Origin of the sequence: Geminocystis sp. CENA526, from assembly GCF_050753365.1 — a bacterium.
Lineage (GTDB): Bacteria > Cyanobacteriota > Cyanobacteriia > Cyanobacteriales > Cyanobacteriaceae > Geminocystis.
This window is the reverse complement of the sequence record NZ_JBLZFY010000009.1, coordinates 16,773-40,558: the sequence shown is the minus strand read 5'-3', so window position 1 is coordinate 40,558 and position 23,786 is coordinate 16,773. Positions and strand designations below refer to the sequence as shown.

28 protein-coding genes are annotated in these 23,786 nt (G+C 34.8%); 12 read left to right on the top strand and 16 right to left on the bottom strand.

Features of this window, described 5'->3' with window-relative positions; all coding sequences use genetic code 11:
- Positions 1-34 precede the first annotated feature (34 nt).
- The gene (dapF, locus tag ACN4EE_RS04590) at positions 35-877 is read right to left on the bottom strand and encodes a diaminopimelate epimerase (RefSeq protein ID WP_431705226.1); all 843 of its coding nucleotides are present in this window, start codon (positions 875-877) and stop codon (positions 35-37) included.
- A 37-nt stretch (positions 878-914) separates the two neighbouring features.
- On the opposite strand from dapF, the gene ACN4EE_RS04585 reads away from it, so the two are divergent.
- Positions 915-1,124 (top strand): Hfq-related RNA-binding protein, encoded by a 210-nt coding sequence (locus ACN4EE_RS04585; RefSeq protein WP_431705225.1) that lies wholly within the window; start codon positions 915-917, stop codon positions 1,122-1,124.
- Positions 1,125-1,176: 52 nt separating this feature from the next.
- Here the strand turns inward: ACN4EE_RS04585 and ACN4EE_RS04580 are convergent, their stop codons facing one another.
- Entirely contained in the window at positions 1,177-1,488 is a 312-nt protein-coding gene (locus tag ACN4EE_RS04580; RefSeq protein ID WP_431705224.1) for a DUF1825 family protein, read from the bottom strand.
- 367 nt (positions 1,489-1,855) lie between these two features.
- Here ACN4EE_RS04580 and ACN4EE_RS04575 point away from each other — a divergent pair, with 367 nt between their 5' ends.
- Positions 1,856-2,227 carry a hypothetical protein gene (locus tag ACN4EE_RS04575; protein ID WP_431705223.1) on the top strand — a complete coding sequence of 124 codons (372 nt, stop codon included), beginning with the start codon at positions 1,856-1,858 and terminating at the stop codon, positions 2,225-2,227.
- A gap of 143 nt (positions 2,228-2,370) precedes the next feature.
- Here the strand turns inward: ACN4EE_RS04575 and ACN4EE_RS04570 are convergent, their stop codons facing one another.
- Entirely contained in the window at positions 2,371-3,534 is a 1,164-nt protein-coding gene (locus ACN4EE_RS04570; RefSeq protein WP_431705222.1) for a glycosyltransferase, read from the bottom strand.
- Positions 3,535-4,332: 798 nt separating this feature from the next.
- Between ACN4EE_RS04570 and ACN4EE_RS04565 the strand changes: the two genes are divergently transcribed.
- Entirely contained in the window at positions 4,333-4,761 is a 429-nt protein-coding gene (locus ACN4EE_RS04565; protein WP_431705249.1) for a diacylglycerol kinase family protein, read from the top strand.
- Positions 4,762-4,778: 17 nt separating this feature from the next.
- Positions 4,779-5,366 (top strand): anthranilate synthase component II, encoded by a 588-nt coding sequence (locus tag ACN4EE_RS04560; protein WP_431705221.1) that lies wholly within the window; start codon positions 4,779-4,781, stop codon positions 5,364-5,366.
- Between the two features lie 37 nt (positions 5,367-5,403).
- Here the strand turns inward: ACN4EE_RS04560 and ACN4EE_RS04555 are convergent, their stop codons facing one another.
- From ACN4EE_RS04555 to ACN4EE_RS04540, 4 genes are all read right to left on the bottom strand, one after another.
- The gene (locus ACN4EE_RS04555; RefSeq protein WP_431705220.1) at positions 5,404-5,784 is read right to left on the bottom strand and encodes a DUF4346 domain-containing protein; all 381 of its coding nucleotides are present in this window, start codon (positions 5,782-5,784) and stop codon (positions 5,404-5,406) included.
- 98 nt (positions 5,785-5,882) lie between these two features.
- Positions 5,883-6,647, bottom strand: a complete 765-nt coding sequence (locus tag ACN4EE_RS04550) for a hypothetical protein (RefSeq protein ID WP_431705219.1) — start codon at positions 6,645-6,647, stop codon at positions 5,883-5,885.
- 10 nt (positions 6,648-6,657) lie between these two features.
- On the bottom strand, positions 6,658-7,257 hold the full coding sequence (locus ACN4EE_RS04545; RefSeq protein WP_431705218.1) for a DUF3011 domain-containing protein: 600 nt from the start codon (positions 7,255-7,257) through the stop codon (positions 6,658-6,660).
- Positions 7,258-7,272: 15 nt separating this feature from the next.
- Complete coding sequence (locus tag ACN4EE_RS04540; protein ID WP_431705217.1) at positions 7,273-8,214, bottom strand: TAXI family TRAP transporter solute-binding subunit; 942 nt, start codon at positions 8,212-8,214, stop codon at positions 7,273-7,275.
- Positions 8,215-8,408: 194 nt separating this feature from the next.
- Between ACN4EE_RS04540 and ACN4EE_RS04535 the strand changes: the two genes are divergently transcribed.
- A complete protein-coding gene (locus tag ACN4EE_RS04535; protein ID WP_431705216.1) occupies positions 8,409-9,563 on the top strand; it encodes a glycosyltransferase in 1,155 nt (384 codons plus the stop codon).
- A 32-nt stretch (positions 9,564-9,595) separates the two neighbouring features.
- Here ACN4EE_RS04535 and ACN4EE_RS04530 read toward each other — a convergent pair whose 3' ends face one another.
- The 3 genes from ACN4EE_RS04530 to ACN4EE_RS04520 all read right to left on the bottom strand — a co-directional run bounded on the left by ACN4EE_RS04530 (position 9,596) and on the right by ACN4EE_RS04520 (position 11,306).
- On the bottom strand, positions 9,596-10,267 hold the full coding sequence (locus tag ACN4EE_RS04530; protein ID WP_431705215.1) for a carboxypeptidase regulatory-like domain-containing protein: 672 nt from the start codon (positions 10,265-10,267) through the stop codon (positions 9,596-9,598).
- A gap of 87 nt (positions 10,268-10,354) precedes the next feature.
- Positions 10,355-10,948, bottom strand: coding sequence for a precorrin-6Y C5,15-methyltransferase subunit CbiT (gene cbiT, locus ACN4EE_RS04525; RefSeq protein ID WP_431705214.1), 594 nt, complete (start codon positions 10,946-10,948; stop codon positions 10,355-10,357).
- Positions 10,949-10,991: 43 nt separating this feature from the next.
- Positions 10,992-11,306, bottom strand: a complete 315-nt coding sequence (locus ACN4EE_RS04520; RefSeq protein WP_431705213.1) for a hypothetical protein — start codon at positions 11,304-11,306, stop codon at positions 10,992-10,994.
- 413 nt (positions 11,307-11,719) lie between these two features.
- On the opposite strand from ACN4EE_RS04520, the gene ACN4EE_RS04515 reads away from it, so the two are divergent.
- Complete coding sequence (locus tag ACN4EE_RS04515) at positions 11,720-12,835, top strand: LptF/LptG family permease (protein WP_431705212.1); 1,116 nt, start codon at positions 11,720-11,722, stop codon at positions 12,833-12,835.
- A 63-nt stretch (positions 12,836-12,898) separates the two neighbouring features.
- On the opposite strand, the gene ACN4EE_RS04510 is transcribed toward ACN4EE_RS04515, so the two are convergent.
- Together ACN4EE_RS04510 and ACN4EE_RS04505 are read right to left on the bottom strand one after the other, a co-directional pair.
- Positions 12,899-13,240, bottom strand: coding sequence for a XisI protein (locus tag ACN4EE_RS04510; protein ID WP_431705211.1), 342 nt, complete (start codon positions 13,238-13,240; stop codon positions 12,899-12,901).
- 289 nt (positions 13,241-13,529) lie between these two features.
- On the bottom strand, positions 13,530-14,675 hold the full coding sequence (locus ACN4EE_RS04505) for a quinone-dependent dihydroorotate dehydrogenase (RefSeq protein ID WP_431705210.1): 1,146 nt from the start codon (positions 14,673-14,675) through the stop codon (positions 13,530-13,532).
- 403 nt (positions 14,676-15,078) lie between these two features.
- Here ACN4EE_RS04505 and ACN4EE_RS04500 point away from each other — a divergent pair, with 403 nt between their 5' ends.
- Complete coding sequence (locus tag ACN4EE_RS04500; protein ID WP_431705209.1) at positions 15,079-15,384, top strand: hypothetical protein; 306 nt, start codon at positions 15,079-15,081, stop codon at positions 15,382-15,384.
- A gap of 271 nt (positions 15,385-15,655) precedes the next feature.
- Here the strand turns inward: ACN4EE_RS04500 and menB are convergent, their stop codons facing one another.
- Positions 15,656-16,489 carry a 1,4-dihydroxy-2-naphthoyl-CoA synthase gene (gene menB, locus ACN4EE_RS04495; protein WP_431705208.1) on the bottom strand — a complete coding sequence of 278 codons (834 nt, stop codon included), beginning with the start codon at positions 16,487-16,489 and terminating at the stop codon, positions 15,656-15,658.
- Positions 16,490-16,746: 257 nt separating this feature from the next.
- On the opposite strand from menB, the gene pyrH reads away from it, so the two are divergent.
- The 5 genes from pyrH to ACN4EE_RS04470 all read left to right on the top strand — a co-directional run bounded on the left by pyrH (position 16,747) and on the right by ACN4EE_RS04470 (position 19,875).
- Positions 16,747-17,469, top strand: a complete 723-nt coding sequence (gene pyrH, locus ACN4EE_RS04490; RefSeq protein ID WP_431705207.1) for a UMP kinase — start codon at positions 16,747-16,749, stop codon at positions 17,467-17,469.
- A gap of 16 nt (positions 17,470-17,485) precedes the next feature.
- On the top strand, positions 17,486-18,007 hold the full coding sequence (gene frr / locus ACN4EE_RS04485) for a ribosome recycling factor (protein WP_431705248.1): 522 nt from the start codon (positions 17,486-17,488) through the stop codon (positions 18,005-18,007).
- 262 nt (positions 18,008-18,269) lie between these two features.
- On the top strand, positions 18,270-18,431 hold the full coding sequence (locus ACN4EE_RS04480; protein ID WP_431705206.1) for a hypothetical protein: 162 nt from the start codon (positions 18,270-18,272) through the stop codon (positions 18,429-18,431).
- A gap of 142 nt (positions 18,432-18,573) precedes the next feature.
- The gene (gene panD, locus ACN4EE_RS04475; RefSeq protein WP_431705205.1) at positions 18,574-19,017 is read left to right on the top strand and encodes an aspartate 1-decarboxylase; all 444 of its coding nucleotides are present in this window, start codon (positions 18,574-18,576) and stop codon (positions 19,015-19,017) included.
- A gap of 102 nt (positions 19,018-19,119) precedes the next feature.
- Positions 19,120-19,875, top strand: a complete 756-nt coding sequence (locus ACN4EE_RS04470) for an HAD-IA family hydrolase (RefSeq protein ID WP_431705204.1) — start codon at positions 19,120-19,122, stop codon at positions 19,873-19,875.
- A gap of 79 nt (positions 19,876-19,954) precedes the next feature.
- Here the strand turns inward: ACN4EE_RS04470 and ACN4EE_RS04465 are convergent, their stop codons facing one another.
- The 3 genes from ACN4EE_RS04465 to ACN4EE_RS04455 form a co-directional block, all read right to left on the bottom strand.
- Positions 19,955-20,731: a calcium-binding protein gene (locus ACN4EE_RS04465; RefSeq protein ID WP_431705203.1), complete on the bottom strand. Its 777-nt coding sequence runs from the start codon at positions 20,729-20,731 to the stop codon at positions 19,955-19,957.
- A gap of 78 nt (positions 20,732-20,809) precedes the next feature.
- Positions 20,810-22,435, bottom strand: a complete 1,626-nt coding sequence (locus ACN4EE_RS04460; protein WP_431705202.1) for a hypothetical protein — start codon at positions 22,433-22,435, stop codon at positions 20,810-20,812.
- 233 nt (positions 22,436-22,668) lie between these two features.
- Positions 22,669-23,673, bottom strand: a complete 1,005-nt coding sequence (locus ACN4EE_RS04455; RefSeq protein ID WP_431705201.1) for a pentapeptide repeat-containing protein — start codon at positions 23,671-23,673, stop codon at positions 22,669-22,671.
- Between the last annotated feature and the right edge of the window lie 113 nt (positions 23,674-23,786).

Genomic DNA, 23,786 nt, shown 5'->3' with positions numbered 1-23,786 from the left:
TCTCTCCTCATCACTCATACTTTTTCAGCAATCCCTACTTATCCAAGATTTCTCCTGAAAATACTTTGGTAGCAGGTCCAGTCATATATACATGATTATCTTTGTCTGACCACTCAATTTGTAAACAACCGCCGGGTAATTCTACGGTGGTATTTCGATCGAACTTGTTATTAAGCACACCTGCCACTACAGTAGCACAAGCCCCAGTACCACAAGCTAAGGTAATTCCTGCCCCTCTTTCCCAGACTCGCATTTTTACATAATTAGAGCTTACTACTTCAATAAATTCAGTATTAGTTTTTTGGGGGAAAACAGGGTTATGTTCAAATAGAGGACCTATTTTAGACAAATCGATCGAAGCCACATCATCCACAAAGACTAAACAATGAGGATTGCCCATACTAACACAACTCACAAAATATTCTGTTCCGTCCACTACCAATGATTGATTAATCACTTTATCTTCGGTTTGTGCTAGGGTAGTGGGAATTTCTGAGGGTTTTAATTGGGGTTGCCCCATGTCAACTCTAACTTGTCCATTACCTTGAATTGTAGGGCAGATTAATCCTGCTAGGGTGTTGATTTTATAGGTTTTGCCGATGACTTCCTTTCCTTCTAATTCGGTGATAAATTGGGCAAAACAACGAATACCATTACCACACATTTCTGGTTCTGAACCGTCACTGTTGAAAATTCTCATGGTATAATCGGTATCGTCTTGACTTGGCAATACAAAAATGACTCCATCTGCACCTATGCCAAAATGTCGATCGCACCATTTAACGGCTTCTTCTGGTGAAATCAGGGGATCGGGAGATGACAAGTTATCGATTAAAATAAAATCATTCCCCAATCCATGATATTTGGTAAACTTCATAGTAAATCTGAATTAATAATTATAATAAATAATAAATATGACCGTCTTTAATACTGGCTTTCCTAGTGTACGACAAATACAAAACTTGATTAAAAATAAAACTGCTGTGGAAATCGCTTTAGTCACCAGTCAAACTTTACAAGGTGTTATCTTATGGCAAGATCAAAACTGTATTTGTTTATCTAACAATAATAAAGAGAAAATTTTGATTCTTCATCATGCCATTGCCTATATTAAAAGTAGATAAGGTTATCAGGATGAAATATTGATAGGTGAATGATTTTTTCCCTGTCAATGGCTTAAATTTCTTGTTTCATTCTTTCTAAGGTTTGGTGCATTTGTTGAAACATTTGTTCAGGGGTTGTACCAAATTGACTTAATTGGGTTTTTAGTTGTTCGATCGTCATTTTTGCCATAAAGTCTTCTGACAGTTCAAATCTTTTCATGAAAATGCGATACCTTTCCATCATTTCTTCCATTTTATCAATAAAGATTTTTTTGCCTTCTCGATCGAACTTACCAAATTCACTACCTAATTGAGTTAGTGACTGATAATCTTCAAACAACTGTTTGGCTTCTTGTTGCACTACTTCTGAATCAAAAAATCCCATTTTGACCTCTTTTGTAAAATTTTCTTATTATTATATAAAATTACCGTGATTGACGAGGTAGTGAAATTTCTACATTCTTAACTTAATCGGCGAGAAGTTCCACACTTTGTTTTCGAGAAAAAAAATTAAACAAGTGTGGGATGAATTGTCAGTGACGTGGTATAATGACTAGAAAGTGAGACTGGACGTGTACCTCACTAAAAAAAGCCGTAGTGGGAAAGAACGAGTACCACGATGGAAGTTCACTGTTTGACAATTTCCGCTTGAAGCCTACACTTACAATGTATGTGAGCAATTGTATGGAACGTCACGTTTTGAAATTGAACTCAGCTATCATAAAAATTTGAAATAGAACAAAAGTAGAATCATGAAAAGTAATCAAATTTTAAAACTGTGTTTATTGTCAACCCCCATTATATTAACCTCTTTTTTATTTAATTTTTGGCAACCTCAAAAAGTCCAAGCCTCAGAAGTAAAGCCTATTGATATTACTATTGTTAGCCCAAATGGAGATATAACAGAGTATTCAGGTTTAGAAAAAAACGAAGATGGATACTATATGCTTAATTTTACCGATGAAGAAAGCGATGCAGCGATTAAACTTTACGGTTGTGACTGCCCTTCTTCTATTAATAAGTTAAAAAAACTCAGAGGTATGCAAATCGGTGTTTACGGAGAAGCCTTAACCGATGACGTTTATCTTGCTACTTGCCCTCATCAACAGTTTTTAGCTTCTTAGATAATTAACTGCCTCGCAATAAATATTGATACGACAGATAACTTTATTCTGTCATTGCGAGGCGCGTAGCGTTGCGAGGTACAAAGCAATCTGAAGCAATCTCTAAATTTTCGATTATCGTCAAAAGCTCAACTCTATAATTCTTAATTTCCAGTTAAACTGATAACCTGTTGTAAAGTTTTCGTCATGTTATCCATACTGTAATGATTTACACATCTTTCTCTTGCCAAATTTCCTTTACTTTGTGCTTGACTATAATCAGCGAAAATCTCTTGAATTTTTTGGGCAATATCACTAGACGATCGAGCTTCAACTAAATATCCAGTATCCTGTAAAATATTAGGAATTTCTCCTACTTTTGTGGCAATAATCGGTTTTGCCATTGCCATGGCTTCAATTAATTCTAAGGGAAATTTAGCCACGTTGATGATGTTATCCGTTGCTGTCACCATGATAATATCTGCCATTGCGATAACTTGAGGCATTGCGTCAAAGGATTGAGGAGGCACTTGTGCAATCCATCTTCCCCATTTTTCGATTAAACTATTCACATAATCGGTTTGACTGGTATTACCGCCCACTAAAAACAACTTCAAGTCATTTTGATTTAAACTATCTAAAGCGGTAAATATATCTTCTAAACCTTGTTCTGGTTTTGCTGTTCCAGTGAACATTAATATCTTATAATTAGATAGTCCGTAGCTCGTTTTAATAGCTTCTCGATCGAACTTACTCGGATCAAATAAATCAGTATCTTTAACATTAGGTAAATAAGTACCACCATAGCGATATTCTAAAAACTTACTACTAACCGTGATACCATTTACCTTTTCGATCGCTTTTTCTAACCATTTAGTATATAAGGGATATTGTGGTTTTTTCAACTCACTATTAGTCGCTAAAATATCATTAATTAAACTGCCTTGATATTGCCAATCATCACCACCAAATTCAGCCATTTCCCAATCATCAATATCTAAAATAATCGGTTTTTTACTTCGCCAAGCCTTAATTAATGCCATGCCAAAACTGCTTAATTGTGGTTTTATCACATATAAAATATCTCCATCAATTTCTTTAATAAAATCTAAAACAGTAGTAATAAATTTAGGTAAATTAACCCCATGAAAATAGGTAATTGGTAAATTATAGGGCGGTTCGGGATAAATTTTTTCACCGTATAAAAATCCAAAAATATTGACTTGATAACCTAATTTTTGTAATGCTTGAGCGATAATATAACCCCTCGTTGTACCTTTATTTGCTAAGTCGGGAATGATTACAGATATTTTAGTTTGATTAGTCATAATAATTGGATTTAATAGGGAAATAAATAAAAAACTATGTAAAATTATAGGCTATTTATGCTTATTTTTAAGACAATTTATATAAAAATTGTTGCTGATTCTATCAAATTATTTAACAACATTTCTCCGATATTGAGAGAAAGATAACGATCGAACTTTTTTCTTTTTATCACTTTAATTAATTCATCAATGATTTCATCTGATAACAAAATAATTCCGTCTCTTCGACTTTGAGTATGATAAATTATTGGTGGAGGTAGGCAAAAGGCAAATGGCAAAAGTTAATTTTATTTTTTGATTTTTGGGAATAGAAAATGTCAGACATAACTACTGTAGAAGAGCCATAATTCCTTCAGTTTTTGCTTTTTCTAAAGCTAAATCTTGATTAATTTTATCTCGCAATTCTAATGTGACACTTTTCATTGGATTGCTATTTCTCCTTTTTTGAATGAACATCTACTATTCTATTATGATCTTAGAAAATCGATCGAACCTCAAAACCCTTAATCTCGATCACATAATCAATTATTATTGCCATAGTGAAAATCAAATTTTATTTTCCTTCTTCATTTTGGATAATCATATCAGGGGAATAAGTTTTAATAATACGTTGAACACTTAATCATCAGAACATTAAATATAATATTGGAAGAAATAGTAGCTAAAATGCCATCATCAAGTGTGTAAAAAGGTAACGATCGATTTATACTAAAGACTCGATTGAAAAACTAATTAACAAAAGTTAACATTATGGACAAGTTTCAAACGTTTCACACAAATCTTTCTAATCTGAATAATATGCCTCCTGTGGCATTATTAAAAAAAGAAAAACGGAATTTATCATGGAAAGTAGCCACTAATCTCCTGTCTAGTTTTAAATATGCGTGGCAAGGAGTAAAATATGCTTTTGTTACTCAGCGCAACTTTCGTATTCATGTATTAATGACATCAATAGCCTTAAGTTTAGGTTTCTATCTCCATGTTTCCACCGTAGAAATGGCAATTATTTCCTTAACTTGTGCTACCGTTCTAGTGCTAGAATTACTAAACACAGCGATTGAGTCAGTAGTTGATTTAACCGTTAAACAAACCTATCATGAGTTAGCAAAAATCGCTAAAGATTGTGCGGCGGGGGCGGTTTTAATTTCTGCGATGGCATCAGTTTTAGTAGCTGGTTTTATTTTGTTACCTCATGGGATAGACTTAATAATCTCACTTTTAAATTGAGCAGAGGAGAAAACAGATTGATTCTGGTTATAGATAACTACGACAGCTTTACATATAACCTAGTACAATACTTAGGGGAGTTAGGCAATAAATACGCCGTTGCGAATGAAATTAAAGTATATCGCAATGATCAAATTACCATCACAGAAATTATAAATCTTAATCCTGATGGCATTGTAATATCACCGGGACCCGGTAATCCAGATTCCGCAGGAATTTGTTTAGAATTAGTCGAAAAATTAGCACCTGATTATCCCATTTTAGGGGTATGTTTAGGACATCAAACCATCGGGCAAGTATATGGAGGCAAAATAGTAAGCGCCCCCACTCTCATGCACGGCAAAATATCTCCCATTAATCATCAAAATAGTGGTGTCTTTCAAGACATAAAAAATCCCTTCAATGCCACCCGTTACCACAGTTTAGTTGTTGATAAAAATACTATCCCTCCAGTGTTAGAAATTACTGCTTGGACTGATGACGGTATTATTATGGGTATTCGCCACAAAGAGTATCAAGTCGAGGGAGTGCAATTTCATCCTGAAAGTATTTTGACAGATTCAGGGTTAAAGTTATTGGAAAATTTTGTCAAAAATCTATCTTAAATATTAAAAAATTGTAGCTCAACTGCTAAATCTTAACTTAATCTTGAATATAATCTTCTCCTGTTTTTAACGCATACTCTGCACGGACAAATTCTCTCCCTAAATAACAGGCATGATCGAACATACTCAAGGGTATAGGCTCGGTTTTTTCCAAAAGATTAACACAAATTTCCTTAGCGGTTCTTCCCGTAAATGTTTGGGTTGCTTGTCGAGGTTTACTGCCTTTACAGGCGATGACTTCTCCCGTATCTGGATCAACGGCTAAACCCTTGTCATTAATGGCGTTGGTGTAATGATCTGCACAAATTAATCCTTTTTCTCGGTTTAAGTATATAATAAAGTATCCGTGGGGATCTAACTGTATATCTCTTTTTGATAATTCGTTATCGATGTCTGTTAATGATAATGTTTTTGTCATAGGTTATAATTATTCAAATTTTAATATTTTGGTGTTAGAAATTATGTGAGATTGCTTCGTTACCTCGCAATGACAGTATAAGGATTGCTTTATTTTCTTTATTTATTGTCCATTTTTCCTTGCCATTTTGCAACTAATTTTTCTGTTAATGTCTTTATTTCTTTAGTTTTTGGGTTGAGTTTGATGGTGTTAAGCCATTCAGATGATAGATTGCTATAACCGTGATATAAACCTAATAAATATCCTGTTAAAATAGTCGTTTCTTGGATTTTTTGGGAAAAATAAAGACTTCTTTGTAAACAGTTTTCTAAGGCGTAGGGATTACTAAAAAATAGATATAGAGTCTGATAAATTGCTACTGATTCTAAAGCAAAATTATCTTTAAATATAGTCTCTATTACCGTTAATGTTTCTTTATTTGAGAGAGTTCGATCGAGCCTATCTAAACTATTAATTAAAGATGAATCTTGAGTGTTTAGGTGATTAATTATTTGCTTAATTGGCTCATTCAAATTTAATTTTTTACTCAAAATAAGGTTAACTATAATAACTAAAATTTCGAGAGTTGGTTGTTGATTTTGCCATTGCTCAATTATCTCTTTAGTTTCAGCATTTTGATAACTATAGACAATCAAAGGAAAAAGTGAAATAAAACTTATATTTTCCTCAAAATTAGTGAGATTATTAAACTTATTTATATTGTTTAAAAATATTGGTAATTGCTCTAACAGATAGTCACTTTTATTGATTAAATTATCTGCTATTAAAGCTGAAAAAAAACAACCTAAAACTTTGTTTTTAGATAAATAAACCAATCCCATTTTCAATTCTCCATTCTTAATTCTACATTCTCCATTCTTCATTCTCTTATTACTATCTGACTTCAAATTGTCCTCGACAACCTTGATCAACCCAAATACCGTTTCGATCGTAACCCCATGTATTTCCTTCCCAGCATCCAGCGTTACTGAGTTGACGGCGTAACACAACTCTATCATTACGGCGAATATCCACAGGGCAACGAGTATAATTACCTCTTTCCGAGCCACAAGTTATTGTACCATCAGAGGAGGAATTACCAGAACCAGAAGCAATCGCTGCCGCAATGGCACCCACGGCTAACACACCGCCAATAATAGCCGCAGTATCATTTCCCCCCGTATTATTATTGTTGTTATTCCAATTGTTATTGTTATTATTCCAACCTGTGTCTCTCACGGCAAATTCGGCACTACAACCTTGATCAACCCAGATTCCATTTCGATCGTAGCCCCATGTACTTCCTTGACGACAGGAAGCGTTACTAAGTTGACGCACAAATCTGACACCGCCTCTAGTATCCACATTACAGAAATTATAACGACCTCGAAAGGATTCGCAAACAATTCTATTTTGAGCAGCAGCAGGATTGGCTTGAGCAAAAAAACCAACACTAATGGCACTAATTAAAGCTAATGTATGTAAATTTTTCATGATTAATTCTCTTAACTAAGGTTTAACACATTGAGACATTCTGGTTAATTGTTTGTTATGTAATGGTTTTAAATCAATTTGCTTCCAGATAGGATTTCCGTTTTCCTGTAACCATCCTAAATTATTTTGAATTAAAGACGCAACTAGACTTACTTTAGTACAATCATCAGTTTCTACAGTAAACAAGAAAGATTGAATGGCTAAAGTTTCTACTGCTTCGGTTTGCCAAGGATAAGTATTTGCAGGTAAAGTCACGGGAGTATAAAGCATAGAGTAAAATTCATCTTCTGCACTTATATTTAAAGTGACGGGTAAAAGGTGAAAATTGTCTTCGGGTAACACTTGCTCTTGCAATACTTTTGCTGGTGTACCTACTACATAAAAGAAAGCATCAATATTGCCATTGCGCAACTCGTGAATACTTCTTTTTATATCATAAGTAAGTAATTCTTGGGGCTTGATTCCCAGTTGATATAATAAAGTGGAAGCCGTCATACTTGTACCACTGCCTTCATCACCGATAGAAATTCTTTTTCCCTCTAAATCCTCTATGGATTTAATCTCTTTAGTGGCAATGACGTGAATTTGCTCTTTAAAAAGGGGTAACACGTTTCTGATACTTTCTGCTTTGACTCTAATTTGTCCATCATAGTTAGCAAAAGTATTTAAAAAGCCTAATACATCTCCTTGAACTATACCTAATTCGACACTGTCATAATTAAAAACATCGTGTATATTTTGTAATGCTCCTCTCGTTGGTATTACATCTATATCTAAATTATGTTTTTCGCCTAATTTTTCGATGTCTCTACCAATAGCATAGTATTCTCCTACTTCATTACCTGTTACTAAATTAATCTCTTTTGGGGCATTTTGAGCGACACTACGCAAAGGCGTTAACATCAAAAATAGAAGTCCGATCGAACTTCCTATTAACTTCGACAATGGTTTGTTCATAAATTCAATCAAGAAAAAATTTATTCATGTTTAGTTTACCTTATAGATTAGAGATCGATCGAAGTTTTAAAAATTAAAAATGAAGAATTAGGAAAGGCAAGAGGCAAAAGGCAAAGTAGTATTATTTCTCATTATCATTCTTGATAAGGCAGAGAATAGGGTATAAAATAGAGAAAATTTTGCTCAGAAAAAGAATGTTAATTATAGTAATTTTCTCCTTAATTATTTGGATTTATTTAGTATTAGGAAGGGGTAATTTTTGGTTATGTAATCAATATTTAGAGCCTTTATCTTTAGATTCTTTTCCTAATATTACAGTGATTATTCCTGCACGAAATGAAGCAGAAAGTATCTCCTCTTGTCTCAATTCTCTTTTAACACAAGATTATCAAGGCACTTTACATATAATATTAGTGGATGATCAAAGTGAAGATAACACTGTAGAAATAGCAGAAAAAGTAGCTATTAATAGTAATGCAAAAAAACAACTAACAATTATAAAGGGTAAACCATTACCCTCTGGTTGGAGTGGTAAATTGTGGGCAATGTCTCAAGGAATTGCCTGGGCAAAAGAGTATTTTAAAACTGATTATTTTTTATTTACTGATGCCGATATTAAACATTCGGAAAATAATATCAGTAACTTAATGGCAAAAGCTCAAAAAAATAACCTAGATTTAGTGTCTTTAATGGTAAAATTACGTTGTGAAAATTTTTGGGAAAAACTCCTAATTCCAGCCTTTATTTTTTTCTTTCAAAAATTATATCCTTTCCCTCTTGTTAACAATTCTCAGCAAAAAATTGCCGCCGCCGCCGGAGGTTGTATTTTGATTCGGGAGTCTGCTTTAAATCGTATTGGTGGTATTGAAGCATTAAAGGAGGCTTTGATTGATGATTGCACTCTCGCACGATTAGTTAAAGAAACTTTACCTCCAAATCATGGTATTTGGTTAGGCTTAACTCAGGATACCATTAGTTTACGCACTTACGATCGTCTAAGTCCTATTTGGAATATGGTGGCGCGCACAGCTTTTACACAATTAAATTATTCTCTTTGGTTGTTAATAGGAACTGTTATCGGTATGATCATTACTTATCTTATCGCTCCTGTAGCCCTATGCTGGGGATTAATTACTCTGAATCTAGGATTAATCATCTTGGCAATAGTAATTCTGTTGTTGATGACGTTGACTTATTACCCTACGATCAAACTTTATCAATTACCTTTTTTCTATAGTTTTTTATTACCTTTTATCGCTTTATTATATAATTTGATGACGATCGATTCTGCATTAAGACACCTTAAGGGTAAAGGTGGACAATGGAAAGGTAGAGTATATCAAGGTTAAATAATCTTGTGATGAAGCTAGGAAAATAGGGATTATTGTTCATTTTTTTCCATCTTTTTGCGAGAAAAGAATAAAGCTGTACCTACAAAACCCCATACTCCAGTAGTTGCCATCATCAATTTTTGTGCCATTGTCAAGGAAGCATTAATAGAAGGTGTCGAGGTCGATCGAGATGTTATGATTTCCTGAGATTGTGGATTATCCGTCTGGGTAACAGGAGATTCGATGGGGATATTAATAACATTACCATGTCCTGCGGTTCTCACTTTAACAGTCCAATTACCTTCTTGAGAAACATCAGGGGAAAACATAAATTTTCCTTTCTCATTGGTAGAGGCAGTTAACCAAGCCTCTGTCGGGTTATCGGGAGAATAGATGACGACTTGAGCGTTTTTCATCGGTGTGCCATTATCAAATTTAGCCTCAATTTCGATCGATTCCTTCGTATGATAATTAATTACAGTACCATGGGCGAATACCTTATCTATTGGCAGTATCAACATAACCAATAAACTAATACTATACCTAATCCAATAATAATTTGAGTTGGTTAAAAATGTTTGTTGCCTTTTGCCTGTTGCTTTTTGCCTAACACCATCCATCTTTTTTACTCCTTTAGTCAGTGTTTCATATATCATCTCTAAATTTTCTCCCAAAATTTTCGATCGTCGCACAGCAGTTTTCAATGAACAAACTAATTCCATTTAGTGCTTATTTTATGGTCAAACATAACCTATTTTTTTTCAATGCCTCTCAGGGGTATAACCTAACTTTCTTTGGGGATAAAATTGTTAACTGATTTTTTCGCCACTTAAAATGAAAACAGGTGCAATAGCGGCAAAAACTTGGCTTAATCCTCTCGTTTCTAGACGGTTAATGGAAGATTGTACGACTTCAATATTACAAGCCCGTAATTGTGCAAACCCTTCGGAAATTTGATACAAATTTTCTAAATTATTTGCCATAGCGACTACTTTGCCTTGGGGGGGTAAATAATCCCATACTTTTAATAAAATATTCTTGACGGATTTGCCACCGCCAATATAAACTCGATCGGGTTTAGGGGTTAAATCGGCAAAACAATCGGGAGCATTTCCTTCAATTACTTCCACATTTGTTACTTGAAAAACCTTACAATTTTTTCTAATTAAGTTTGCCACATCGGGGTCTCTTTCTATAGCTATCACTTTTGTTTGAGGACATAATAAAGCTATTTCGATCGAAATCGTACCAGTTCCAGCACCTATATCCCAAATAACAGATTTTTCTTCTAACTTTAATGCCGATAAAATTAATAATCTAACTTCTTTTTTTGTTAAAGGAATACCATCTAATCGTTCAAAAAGTTCATCGGGAATACCGGGTGTTTTATAATGCCAAATCATAAATATTAACTAATGATAACTAAATAATTAGAAACGTTGATTTTTATTTTTTACTCCAAAGTCGAGTAATTAAAATTAAACAAATCAAAAAATAAGTAGTGGTCAGAATGCCATTAAAATAAAGTAATCGAATGGATAGAATATCAGAAGTAAGACTTCCACCTAACCATAAAGTACTATAACTTATTAACCATGCCAAGCCTAAATTTACAGAGATTTTACCAGTTTTCTTCTGTTCTGAATTAAGATTATAAGCAAAAAGTTTTAAATTAATTAATGCCCAAATAGGTCCAAATATAGGCATTAAATACAATGATAATTGAAATTTATCTAAATTTTGTTCCCTATTTTTAGCCATAGCTTTGATTAATAGATTACCCTAAAATTTTTAGTTTATCAGTAATCTTATTGAAAAATACATTTTGTTATTGATTCTTATTATTCTTAATTATCTAACAAAAATTATTCTTACTCCTTACTCCTTAATCCTTAATCCTTAATCCTTACTCCTTACTCCTTACTCCTTACTCCTTACTCCTTACTCCTTACTCCTTACTCCTTACTCCTTACTCCTTACTCCTTACTCCTTACTCCTTACTCCTTACTCCTTACTCCTTACTCCTTACTCCTTACTCCTTACTGCCTACTCCTTACTCCTTACTCCTTACTCCTTACTCTTTTCCCTCTCTAATCCACTATCAACTATAATCAGGATTAGTCTTTGTTTAATGTATCATTGTAAGTTGAATGCGCCTTTTTAAACTCTCAATCATGGATTTTTATTTGATAAGAGAATTATTAATACCCTTTGGTTTTGGGGTAGCGCTTTTTTCTGCTTTGGGGGTTGCAGTGGCAACTTTGTCAGATTTAAGTTACAAAATAGTTAATTCTAACTTATCAGTAATTTCTGCCATTGAAATATTTTTTCTAAAAATTCCCGAATATATCGCCTATGCCTTACCTATATCGCTTTTATTAAGCACTTTAATTACCTATAGTCGTTTGAGTAGTGATAATGAATTAATTGCCCTTAGAAGTACGGGAATTAGTCTTTTTCGTTTAATTCTACCAGCTTTAATATTTAGTGTATTTATTACGGGTTTAACTTTTATTTTTAATGAGCTAATCGTTCCAAATTCTAACTATAAAGTTACCACAATTTTAGTAGATCAACTTAACGAACAAAGGAGATTTTTATTAAGACAAGATATTTTTTATCCTGAATATATCAACGTTAAACAAGACAATGGAAAAGAAATAAAAGAACTAAAAACCCTGTTTTATGCAGAAGCCTTTGATGGCGAAACTATGAAGTCTGTAACGATTTTAGACACCGAAAAAAAGCAATTAAATAAAGTTATAGTCTCGGAAAGAGGACAATGGAATAATAAGTCTCAAGTGTGGGATTTATTCAATGGAGTAATTTATAATATTAAAGAACAACCGTTAAGAGGAGAAGAATATTTTTTCACAGAAACTCAAATTCCTTTATCAAAAACTCCTTTAGAATTAGCCTCAAAAAGTAGAGATCCTTATGAGATGAATATTGTACAATCTCAAGAATATATTAAGTTATTACGCCTATTAGGGGATGAAAAAACGGTGTTAATGTTTCAAGTACGCACTGCTCAAAAAATCTCTTTTCCTTTTGTGTGTATTATTTTTGCCTTAGTGGGAAGTTCTTTGGGGAGTCGTCCGAATAGTGCGAGTAAGGCAATGGGTTTTGGATTATGTGTTTCGATCGTATTTGGTTATTATTTTATTGGTTTTATGATCGGTAGTCTAGGCTTAATTGGTGTACTTTCTCCCTTCATGGCGGCATGGATACCGAATATTTTAGGCTTTCTCATCGGATTTTATTTACTATTTAAACCTAACTTTGCTTAATAACAGGCAAGATGCCTGTTCCACAGTGGTAAAATCATAATTAAGATCGGATTCTATTTGATTTTAAGCCACTCCATAACCAGAAAACTGACGCATAAAAGGGGAATGTAAACCTAAAATAATATCTTCTTTTTTAATACCCATAGCAATTAATTTTTCGCCTAAATCAACATCGGTAAAATTACGCTGTAACCAGATTTTACCATCCTTAATATCAATATGAATAAAAGGGGCATAAACGTATTTATTATTTTGCCAACCAACCTCCAACCAAAGATAATGATCTCTTTGTCTATCTAAAATTAACTCTGATTCTACACTATTATTTTTACCAGAATTACTATAATCATGAAATTCTTGAAGTAATTTTTCGACTATTTCTCGATAAAAATCTAATTCAGCCATTTGACAATTACCTCCTTTTGGGGATCATAAATAATTAGGGGTTGCTGAAAAAGTCTTTTGATGAAGATAGGGAAGAGGGAAGAGGGAAAAGGGAAGAGTGAATAAATGACAAAAATCAAGGTTTTGAGGCTTTGTATCAACATATAATTACAAAGTTGTTTTAAATAAAATTCCGTAAAAAATGCTCATTTTTTGAGTAAAAATTGCTAAAACTGCACACTTTTTTAGTAATGTAGTTTGTCTAAATCCTTGATTTTAATAGACTTCTGATTTATTCAGCAAACCCTATTTATGAAGAAGTAGTTTTTTCATCCATACCAACGGCTTGGGATAAATGACTCAATCCATTCTCAGCTAATTTGTGAGTTAAACCTTCCAAAATTTCTTTCACCACCCAAGGACCTTCATAAATCCAACCACTATAAAATTGTAATAAACTCGCCCCCGCCGTGATTTTTTCCCATGCGGATTCTGTATCGCAAATACCTCCCACTCCAATAATGGGCAATTTTCCTCCAGTCTCTCTATATATAAACCGAATTACCTCCGTCGATCGAACCCTTAAAGGTTTTCCACTGATACCTCCAGCCTCCTCCGTAATGGGTTTGCCCGTAGCAGGTAAAATCTGAGTTTTTAAACCATCCCGTTTAATAGTGGTATTCGTAGCAACTATACCCGATAAATTATATTGCATAGATACCTTTAGAATTGACCTTATATCATCCCATGCCAAATCAGGGGCAATTTTGACAAAAATCGGTTTTTCCCCGTTATTTTGTGCCTGTAAACCCTCTAGGATTAACTCTAATTGCTCTCCCCCCTGAAGCGATCGAAGCCCCGGAGTATTAGGAGAGCTAACATTCACCACAAAATAATCAGCATAAGGACGCAATAATTTAAAACTACCCACATAATCTTCTGTAGCTTGTTCTAAATTAGTAACTTTAGATTTACATAAATTAATCCCAATAGGAATAGAGCGAGGATGCTTTTCCCATGCCTGTTTTAACCTAAGTGCGATCGTATTAGCACCGTCATTATTAGCTCCCATACGATTAAGGATAGCCTTATCCGCAGGTAAACGAAACATACGAGGAGAAGGATTACCCTCTTGAGGATAAAGAGTCACAGCCCCTAATTCCGCAAAACTGAAGCCAAAACTTGACCAAATTCCGGGGGCTTGAGCGTTTTTATCAAAACCGGGGGCTAAACCTAAAGGATGAGAAAAGTTTAAATTCCAGAGGGATTGAGATAAAGAAGGATGAGTATAACAGAAAGATTTTTCTATTTCTTGAATCGTCCATTTTCCGATAATATTATCTCTTTGAAAAGTTAACTGTTGTAACAAATTTAATGATTGCTTATGGGCTAACTCTGGATTGGCTTTCAGGGAAGCAAAAAAGGCAGGGTATAAAGGTTTAAGAAGATTTAACATTTGTAAAGAATCGTTAAATATATAACTATATCTTAGTAATTTTAATTGATTTATTTTTTAATATAACTTAAATCAGAGAGGGAAACGAAAATTTTTTTTTGCTAAGAATTAATCAACAACATAATTCCATTTTGAATATCTTTTAAGATAGGTTTTTGTTGATCCCCATTGTATATTTCTATACATTTTTCGGACAATTTTAAAAAACTTAGTTTAATTTTTTCTAAATTCAATTAAATGTTTAGTTCTGTTAAGCAATAGTTAAGACAATATAAAATTTAAAACTATAAAAAAAAGGCTGTTTTCCTTAATAGTCAAGGGTTTTAGGCTAAAAAGCCTTGATCCCCGATGGTTAATAATAGAAAAAGATAAAAAACTGTTAGATAAATTTTATAGTAAGAAAATGAAACCCGATAATTGTTGTAATTCAGCTTGTCGTCATTGTAGATTTTATAACCCTGAAGGGCGACGAGGGGGAATGTGTTCCCAATTAGGAGTATTAGTTCAAGCAGAATGGAAATCTTGTAATTTTGCAACTCCTGCATTTGAGACAGAATGGCAAACCCTTCCCGAAATTGTTTTACTAGAAAAATCTTTTTCTTTGGGATGTGCTACCCCTAAAACTAATTTAGAAGTAGAAGCGGTTGCTATGGCACACCACGAAAGCCAAGTATTGTCTGAAGTTGTTGTTTCCCAATCTGTTAAATAATATAAAAAAACTTACTAGATCAAAAATTATATATTAATTTTAGTTATTATATGGTGGCTGTTTTTTCGGTTTATCGATTATTGATTTAATCGTTCATTTTCTTAACTCCGCTAAATAACATAAATAAACCGCCCAATATAATAGCTAAAGCCAGTATTCCCAAAACTAAATCCAATTTATCCGTTTCCATTTTTTTATTTTGTTTTTTTGTTATTGTTCACTTCAAATTAATAACTTATCCACCTGTCTTTCTGTCTTCCTGTCCAAAAAATTAGGGTAGCCAAGGATATTGACGGAAATTGGGCGATCGTTTTTCCAAAAAAGCCTGTTTCCCTTCTGTACCTTCTTCCGTGAGATAATATAATAAGGTAGCATTTCCTGCCAATTCTTGCAATCCTGCTTGACCATCACAATCAGCATTGAAAGCAGACTTTAGGCAACGGATAGCCGTAGGACTTTTTTCGAGGATTTCCTGCGCCCATTTGATACCTTCATCTTCTAACTGTTCGATCGAAACTACCGTATTAACCAAGCCCATATCTAAGGCTTCTTGAGCGTTATATTGACGACACAAAAACCAAATTTCCCTAGCCTTTTTTTGCCCCACAATTCGAGCTAAATAACTCGCTCCAAAACCACCGTCAAAACTACCGACTTTTGGACCTGTTTGTCCAAAAATTGCATTATCGGCGGCGATCGAAAGATCACAAATTAAGTGTAAGACATGACCACCACCGATGGCATATCCTGCCACTAAAGCAATAACAACTTTAGGTATAGTGCGAATGAGTCGTTGTAAATCCAAAACATTTAAACGGGGTACACCATCATTACCAATATATCCTGCTTTTCCCCGTACACTTTGATCCCCTCCCGAACAAAAAGCATATTTTCCGTCCGTATGAGGACCAGCACCTGTAAGCAAAATCACTCCGATACTTTGATCTTCCCTTGCATCACAGAAAGCAGAGTAAAGTTCAAATACAGTTTGAGGTCGAAAGGCATTACGTTTATGGGGACGATTGATGACTATTTTGGCGATGCCATCGTACTTAAAATATAAAATGTCTTCATATTCTCCAACGGTTTCCCAATTTACACTCATGAAAGGTTTATCTAAATTTTTTTTGATCACAGACTCTCATTATACTTGCTTAACCACCATTAGATATAGTTTCTTACAATGATTCTCTTAAATATCATAACTACTGTAGAAGAGCCAAAAATTATCATCTATCTTCAAAGGAAATTGTGAACATTAACACATCATTAGAGCAAATCAGCATTACTGATTGCCAATTGTTAAGAGTTCTGGTATGTTAACTGAAGAAAATTAATCATGACAGAGAAGGCAACAAAACAATGACTTACCAAAGGGTTTTACTGAAATTAAGCGGTGAAGCATTAATGGGAGATTTAGGCTATGGCATCGATCCCAAAGTAGTTGCCGATATTGCCGAGGATATTGCTGAAGTAGTAAAACTGAACGTTCAACTAGCTATCGTGGTGGGCGGTGGTAACATCTTTCGAGGAGTTAAGGCTTCCGCCGATGGTATGGATCGTGCTACGGCTGATTATGTCGGTATGATCGCAACGGTTATGAATGCCATGACTTTGCAGGATGCCTTAGAAAGAAGAAATATTCCCACTAGAGTACAAACTGCCATCGCCATGCAGGAAGTAGCCGAACCCTATATTCGTCGTAAAGCAATACGTCATCTGGAATTGGGGAGAGTGGTAATATTTGGGGCTGGTTCTGGTAATCCATTTTTTACTACGGATACCACGGCGGCTTTACGCGCGGCGGAAATTGATGCCCAAGTTATTTTTAAAGCGACTAAAGTTGATGGTGTTTACGATTGTGATCCCATGAAAAACCCTAATGCTAAACGTTATGAAACTTTAAATTATAATCATGTTTTAACGGAAGATTTACGGGTTATGGATGGTACTGCCATCGCTTTGTGTAAAGAAAATAATATCCCCATTGTTGTATTTAACCTTTTCGATCGTGGTAATATTATTCGTGCCGTCAAAGGAGAAAAAGTAGGAACTATTGTAGGAGGTTTTTGTGAAGTTAACTGACGAAATTCAAGGCTATATGCAAAAAAGTGTTGAAAAAACACAACAAGATTTTAATACTATTCGTACGGGGAGAGCGAATGCTAGTTTATTAGATAAAGTTATGGTGGAATATTATGGAGCAGAAACTCCCTTAAAAGCCTTAGCTAATATTAGCACCCCCGATTCTACCACTATATTGGTTCAACCCTTTGACAAAGGCAGTATGAATCAATTACAAAAGGCAATTTCTATGTCTGATTTAGGATTAACCCCTAATAATGATGGGCAAGTAATTCGTTTGAATATTCCTCCTTTAACTACTGAGCGCCGTCAAGAATTTGTTAAACTTGCAGGTAAGTATGCAGAAGAAGGAAAAGTCGCTATTCGCAATGTGCGCCGAGATGCGATCGATAAAGTGCGCAAACAGGAGAAAAACAGCGAAATATCGGAAGATGAGGCAAGAGATTTACAAGATCAAATCCAAAAAATTACCGATAAATTTACTGCCAAAATTGATGAAATTTTAGCGGTTAAAGAGAAGGAATTAACCAGTATTTAAGCTATAAATAATAACGCTTATATCTATTATTATTAAAAACCCTAATTTTTTTGGTAAAAATTAACTCACTTTAGTAGAGTTTAGCTATGAGCAATGAAATTTATTTCTTTGCGGGGTAATTGTTGTAATCAATAAACCGCCTTGTAATAAATTGACAAGGTTAATAGCAAAAGTCTGCTAAAGCGACTAACAAAAATTTCGGTTTTAGATAAAGGAGAAGCTATAAATTATGTTTATAATAGTTAATTATCGAGAAAAATTTATGGAAAGAAAAAAATTAGTTGCGGTGATTACTGGTATTATTTCAGTTTTATTGGGGGTTGTTTATTTGATTTTAGTACAGTTATTAGATTCAAGAGGGGCGATGATTCCAGCACCTATTACAGATTTATCAACTTTATTTATCTCACAAATTATTAGTTAAAAATTTATATTTTTTTGATTAATTAAATGATTCATTTAAGGTGATATTGTAAAATCGATCGAGCAATATTAAAAGATTGTATTTTTGATTGTTACAATGTGGGCAATGCCCACCCTACGTTATTTTATTATTTGAGTGTTAAATGAAAATTGTCCGCTTAATGCACGGTAAATTACATCGAGTTAAAGTCACTTCGGCGAATGTTGACTATATTGGTAGTATTTCGATCGATCCCGACTTAATGGAAAAAGTGGGGATTTTGCCCTTAGAAGAAGTGGATATAGTCAACTTAAACAATGCGCAAAGATGGTCAACCTATGTTATACCGGGGGTTAGGGGGAGTAAAGAAATTTGTCCTAATGGTGGAGCGGCTTTATTGTGCAAAACTGGTGATATTCTGATTATCTATGCCTATGAACAACTCGATCGAAATGATATTATGATAAACGGTCATAAAGCCAAGGTTTTAGTAGCAGATGAAAATAATAATATTGCCGACTTTTTTGAACAAACCCTCACCTATGACAACGGAGAAATTAAATTTCAAGAAAGAATCATAGAGAGTGGTGGACAGGTGGACAGGTAGAAGAGAGAGAGGGAAGACATAATTATAGTTTTTTGGTGGGGTTGGGCTTAATATATTAAGCCCCTACATTACTCATTACTCATTACTCATTACTCATTCTAAATGACTTTAAAAGCCCTAATATTTGATGTGGACGGTACGATCGCGCAAACCGAAAGAGACGGACACCGAGTCGCCTTTAACCTTGCCTTTGAATCCGCAGGGTTGCCTTGGCGATGGGATGTAGAAACCTACGGTAAGTTATTAGAAATTGGTGGCGGAAAAGAACGCCTAAAACACTATATAACCCACTATAAAGCCGATTTACCTCAAAAACAACCTTTAGACAACTTTATTCGTCATTTACATAGTGAAAAGAGTCGCTATTACGCTGAATTGTTGGCTAGTGACGCTATTCCTTTAAGGATTGGGATAAAAAGATTAATTACATCTGCTCGTCAACAAGGGATCAAATTGGCGATCGCATCCACTGCATCCGTAGAAAATGTGAGGGTATTATTAGACACCAGTTTAGGGGAAGAAATGGCTTCATGGTTTGAAGTTATTTGCGCAGGAGATATGGTAGAAAAGAAAAAACCAGCCCCCGATATTTATTTATTAGCGTTAAAAAAACTTGGTTTTTCTAGTAAGGAATGTTTAGTTATAGAAGACACAAATCAAGGACTCACTGCCAGTTATGAAGCAGGTTTAAAGACTGTTATCACCATCAATGATTATAGTAAAAATCAAGATTTCGATCGAGCCGTATTAGTATTAAATCATTTAGGAGAGCCAGATTTACCCTTTGAGGTAATTAAGGGTAATAGTTATGATAAATCCTATTTTGACATAGAACTAGCCCAAAAAATAGTCAATTAAAGAAAGCCCCCTTTATTTAAGGGGGGGATAATATTCTCAATAACTGTAATGAAATTGTTGATATGCCTTGCAATTACAGTTAAACAGTAAGAATAAAATCTTGCGCTCTGGGTAATACACCATTAGTCAACATGGCTAATTGTTGATATTGAGTACCGTCATTATAATAAATTATCGGCGGTTGCTCTAAAGGATTTGGGGAATCGGGATTAGTGCCAACTCCATTGTTATAGACAATCACTATTTCTTCTGTGACACCTGCAAAAAGAGTGACATCATTGGCTTCACCATTTCTGGGCAACCAAAGAAAATCATTAGCGTCTAATTGACGAAATTGAGTTGCTGTACCAAAAGTTGCTCTGGCTAAGGGATGAGTCGAGTTACTCGGATTAGTTAAATTAATACTATTATTGATAATACTGGAGTCTAAGACTATTTTATCTAATCCATTAGTAAAATCTGTAATGGTATTTAAAGAGTCATGACTGTTATCAAAAACAAACCAGTCAACCCCTCCTCCTCCTGTTAAGGTATTACTACCACTTTTCCCCAAAAGCATATCAAAACCTGAACCACCCACGATCGTATCATTGCCACTACCGCCATGGAGATAGTTATTGCCACTGCCACCATAGATTAAATCATCACCACCACCACCATAGATGGTATCATTGCCAGTACCACCATAAATAGTATCATTGCCATCCAGAGCGGTTTCTACTCTATCATCTCCATAAATGACATTATTACCGCCCCCTGCATAAATAATATCATCACCTCGGAGTCCAAAAATCTGGTCTGAAAATCTTGTGCCTTGCAAAATATCATTTCTGATTGTACCTCTTATTAAAGCCATGATATTGCCTCCTTTTATGTTCAGTGTTTTTTGTCTCTAATATTAATTATAGTCGAGCAATGACGCAATATATCTGTGCTATTCAAGTCCCCCTCCTGCACGAATAATCGAAACCTGTTCTGATAAAGTAACTGCGACACTTAAAGCATAACCTGCCGCCGCATCGAAATTCCAACCCGGTTCGGCACTAACTTGCCCCGGATCGATCACAAGTTCATCGATCCTACTCTGGTTAACATCATTGGTATCAATATTAATACTAGGGTCGATGACTAAACAGGCAGAAGAGTTACAATACCCCACCCCGAAAGGATCGGCTGTGGAACTACCTTCAAAATAAAGGCTATTAGATAAACTCATTTCTGCATTCACCGACTGAGTAGCACCGTTCGGGAGTACGATCGTGGCACTTCCTGAAGCCCTAGCAGTGGGGCGATTAGCAGGGGTTAAACCATTAGCACCAGCACCAGCACGAATAATCGACACTAAATCAGATAATTGAGTTATATCTCCAGCATTTTCATAAATTTTAAAAGCGGCGGTAGCGTTCAAATCTTTTTCTGGAATAAATCCTGTTAAGGGTAAAGTTGGATCTCCCGGTTTTACCTCTCCCGGATTAATAGTTAACAACGTGACATTTACAAAATCTTCTCCTCCTACATCCAAAAGTGCATATTCAGGAATAATACTCATACAACCTAATCCCCCTGCCTGTACACAATTGAAGGGTAAAATCACATTCGGTTCATTGGGATCAGCCGTTGCAAAATATAAACCGGCAGGAAGAGCGATTTCTCCACTGACCGAGATAGTCGTACCATCAGTATTTTGAACGGTAATAGCGCCCATCGCTCTGGCTTGAAGTTGAGGAGAAGCTACCCCATTCGCATCACTTACGGCTCGAATAATGGAGACTATATTAGATAAATTCGTTTGTCCATTCAAAACGGAAGCGGCGGTAGTGGCAAGATCAAAGGGTTCATTTGCTAAACCCACAGGACCTGGATCGATTCTTAATTCTTGTATCATAATTCTTTCAATGAAGGTGTTAGGATCAGTGAAATTATCAACAAAAGGTTTTACCATCAGACAACCTGAAACGCTATCACAACCTCCAGTATTTTCATTATCATTAAAACCGAGAAATAAAAGTCCCATCGGTAAAGAAATTTCTGCACTAGCAGTTTGAATTAATCCATCAGGGCTTAATAACATGGTGGAGCCTGTAGCCACAGCTTGTTGGGTACTGGGATTACGGAGGAAATTAGAATTAGCTCTAATGATAGAGACTATCTCGGAAATATTACTAGCATTACTTAACAGTTCGGCAGCCTGTTGATTAAGGGTAATGGGAGTCGGGCTAACAGGATTAATTCCTCCTGGATTAAGTAATAAAACAAAAGTAGGTTCTCCGTTTATATTTGAATTGGATGGACCAGGAGCAATGGTACTCGGAGGTGTAGGGAATGGCAATAAATCAGCTCGTATAGGTTGTACAGAAAGACCATTAAAAGAACCTGTGGGGATAGATACACTACCAGAAATAGTTTGGATAAAATAATCGCCAGAAATAGGATCGGGGATGAAGTGAACGGAAGCACCTGAGACTTGAGCTTGTGCCATGACTGGTTTTTGAGCAAGGGGTATGATACTCAAGGTTGCTAAAACTGACATAATGACTGATGTTAACTTAATCTGTTCCATGGGCTTTTTTTATCCAATTTTTGGTGTTGATTGCTTGGTTTACGAATTATTTATTCTATTTTAATCTAGTCGGGAAAGTTTGATAGTTTCTTTTTTATCTTTATGGATCGATCAAGCATTACAGAGTTAAACGACAAACTTTTTATTCCTTAGTTAAACACATCAGGAATTACTTTTTTTATGATGTTGAATGAACCATTTATATCCCCTTGATTAATAGGACAAAACAATTTTTAAATTTGTATTTTTCCGTCGGGCATTGTCGCACCTTCTAAAATAACTTCCGATAAATCTACTCCTGATAAATCAGCATCTCGTAAACTTGCTCCCGTAAGATTCGCATTTTTTAAAATAGCCCCTTGTAAGTTCGCACCCCATAAATAAGCCCCTTGCAAGTTAGCTCCTGTTAAATCTGCTCCTGTCAAGTTTGCCATATTAAGATTTGCAAAACTTAAATCTGCCGCCCTTAAATCTGTTTCAGTTAAGTCGCTTTTCATTAAGTTGGCTTTGACAATATGAGCTCCTCGCATTTGCCCTTGATGGAGTTTGACGTTGTTTAAGTTTGCTTTATCTAAAACACTGCGACGCAAAACCGCATGATCTAAATTACTTCCTGCAAAATTAGTGTCATAAAGTTTAGCACCACTCATTTTGGCTTCTGTTAAGTCCATGGCACTGAAGTTTAATCCGTGCAAGTCTAAACCGTTGAGAAATGCACCTTTTAGTTTTATTCCGTATAAACTAGCACCTTTTAAATTAGCACCGCTTAATCGAGCATGGTTTAAATTTGTCCAGTTTAAATTTGCCCCTTGTAAATTAGCACCTCTTAAGTTGATACCGTCTAAGTTTGCACCACAAAGATTAACTTTTGGTAAATTTGCCATGTAGAGATTTACCCATGTTAAAACTGCACCACTCAGTGTAGCTCCTTGTAAATCAACTTTGTGTAACTGAGCGCCATGTAAATCGGCTTTGGTTAAATCAGCTTCAATTAACAATGCTTCTTTTAACTTTACAAAACTTAAATTTGCTCCGTATAAAAAAGCTCCTCTTAAATCGGTTTCGAGGAGAAAACAACGCTCTAAATCTGACCATGCTAAATGAGCTTCTACTAATTTCGATCGAGATAAATTTGAATAACTTAATTTCATTCCACTTAAATTACTTTTACTGAGATTTATTTCTCGAAAATCTCGATCGCCGTCTTTATAGCGTTTTAATACATCGTTGATCAGCATGAGTTTTCTCCTTACAATAATCTTTAAACTTCTACAAATATTGTCGATATTCAGTTAATCACTAAATACAAAAAATAGAAGTCTTTGTTTATATTATATATTAGTTAATCTCA